The sequence below is a fragment of the Pseudomonas sp. SDT291_1_S447 genome (assembly GCF_054070155.1).
In genome coordinates, this window is sequence record NZ_JBSVXS010000244.1 from 1 (window position 1) to 2,064 (window position 2,064).

Genomic DNA, 2,064 nt, shown 5'->3' on the forward strand with positions numbered 1-2,064 from the left:
CTTGCTTTGTGGCGCTCCTGAAAAGATCAAAAGATCGCAGCCTGCGGCAGCTCCTACGTGGGGTTGTGTATGAATCGGCCTTTGAAGTTGACGTCTAAGCCGCAATTGGCGCTGCAGTCTTATCTGGATAATTTGCTGCAGGAAATTCCTGAGGAGCTGCCGCCGGTCATTGAGGCGCAGCCTGAAGTTGCGGAAAGCAGCGAGGCGCTGGACGAGTTTCAGGCAGCGGTACTGGAAGAGCAGGCGCGTGACGCGCAGAAAGCGAGCAGGCCTGCTGCGCCGGTTGTCGCGCCTGCCGCCGCAGCGGTGGCCAAGGCACCGGTGGCATTGATCGAAGAAGCCGAGCCGGTTCGCGCGTCCGTTTCGACGCTCGCGCCGCTGCTGCAAACCCAATTGCTGAAAACCGCGCCGGAACCGGCCGTGGTCGAACCGGCTCCGGTTCCAGCCCCGGTTGCACCCGCGCCCGTAGAGCAGACGCTGGTTCCGCCGCTGGTGGAAGTGCATCTGCCGCCGAACAACACGCCACCACCGGTGGAAACCGATGGTCGCCCGGCCTGGGCTTCGGAAGCGTTCGAATGCCTGCTGTTCGACGTCGCCGGCCTGACGCTGGCGGTGCCACTGGTGTGCCTCGGCTCGATCTATTCGCTGGCCGGCCATGAGCTGACGCCGTTGTTCGGTCAGCCGGAATGGTTCCTCGGGATCCTGCCGAGCCAGGCCGGCAACCTGAAAGTCTTGGACACCGCACGCTGGGTCATGCCGGATCGCTATCGCGATGACTTCCGTCAGGGCTTGCAGTACGTGATTTCGGTACAAGGTTACGAGTGGGGCCTGGCGGTGCATCAGGTCAGTCGCTCGTTGCGTCTGGATCCGAATGAAATCAAATGGAGAAGTCACCGGGGTCAGCGGCCATGGCTCGCCGGCACTGTGATTGAGCACATGTGTGCATTGCTTGACGTTTCCGCACTGGCCGAATTGATCGCCAGCGGTGGGGCAAAGCACCTCGGCGGCCACAAGCCGCTACATAAACCGACATAGCAGCCGACATAACAATCAGGCGACGGCATTGTTGAATGCCGCCACACAGAACACACACCGCTCAGAGCGGTTTTTTCGAGGGGTCAGGGTATGAGTAGTCAGGCGACGAATGCAAAGGGTTCTGAAGATCCGATCCTGCAATGGGTGACCTTCAAACTGGATAACGAAACCTACGGCATCAACGTGATGCGCGTGCAGGAAGTGCTGCGCTACACCGAGATCGCTCCGGTGCCGGGCGCGCCGAGCTACGTGCTGGGTATCATCAACCTGCGCGGTAACGTGGTCACCGTGATCGACACCCGTCAGCGCTTCGGCCTGAACAGCGGCGAGATCAGCGACAACACCCGTATCGTCATCATCGAAGCCGACAAGCAAGTCGTCGGCATCATGGTCGACAGCGTGGCCGAAGTGGTTTACCTGCGTCAGTCGGAAATCGAGACGGCGCCGAACGTCGGCAACGAAGAATCGGCCAAGTTCATCCAGGGCGTGTGCAACAAGAACAACGAGTTGCTGATCCTGGTCGAGCTGGACAAGATGATGAGCGAAGAAGAATGGTCGGACCTGGAGAATATCTGATTGATTCTCGAAGTTGCGGTCATTGTCCTGTTCCTCTTCTGGGCAGGCACGCTGGCAATGTTTGTGTCGTACATCAAGGCGCAGCGGGTCATCGCTGCGCAACAGGCTCAGGGCGATGCGCTGCGTGATCAGCGCATCAAGGACCTGGCCAAGCGTGTCGACGATTACCAGAACGGCAACGTGCGCATGGGCGAAGCCCTGCATGAGTTGCGCGCGGTGGTGAGTCCGTTGCCGGACAAGATTGTCGCGCTTGAACAACGCGACCCGTCGAGCCTGTCATTCGCCCAAGCGGCGAAACTGGTGGGCATGGGCGCAAGCGTCGATGAACTGACTCAGTCCTGTGGGTTGACCCAGGCTGAGGCGGAGTTGATGCGCAAGTTGCACAAGAACTAGAAGCAAGATCAAAAGATCGCAGCCTTCGGCAGCTCCTACAGGGAAACGCATTCCAATGTA

At 59.7% G+C, this 2,064-nt stretch carries 3 protein-coding genes; all 3 read left to right on the plus strand.

Going from position 1 to position 2,064, the window contains the following annotated elements; translation table 11 throughout:
* Positions 1-69: 69 nt before the first annotated feature.
* The 3 genes from ACW9IR_RS29210 (at position 70) to ACW9IR_RS29220 (ending at position 2,004) form a co-directional block, all read left to right on the plus strand.
* Positions 70-1,035 (plus strand): CheW domain-containing protein, encoded by a 966-nt coding sequence (locus ACW9IR_RS29210; protein ID WP_457466074.1) that lies wholly within the window; start codon positions 70-72, stop codon positions 1,033-1,035.
* Between the two features lie 90 nt (positions 1,036-1,125).
* Positions 1,126-1,611, plus strand: coding sequence for a chemotaxis protein CheW (locus tag ACW9IR_RS29215; protein WP_007919980.1), 486 nt, complete (start codon positions 1,126-1,128; stop codon positions 1,609-1,611).
* Positions 1,612-2,004, plus strand: a complete 393-nt coding sequence (locus tag ACW9IR_RS29220) for a DUF2802 domain-containing protein (RefSeq protein WP_093103420.1) — start codon at positions 1,612-1,614, stop codon at positions 2,002-2,004.
* Positions 2,005-2,064: the final 60 nt, after the last annotated feature.

Bases quoted from the DNA above. Each gene is read 5' to 3' on its own strand.
- ACW9IR_RS29210 (WP_457466074.1), top strand. From the start codon at position 70: ATGAATCGGCCTTTGAAGTTGACGTCTAAGCCGCAATTGGCGCTGCAG.
- ACW9IR_RS29215 (WP_007919980.1), top strand. From the start codon at position 1,126: ATGAGTAGTCAGGCGACGAATGCAAAGGGTTCTGAAGATCCGATCCTG.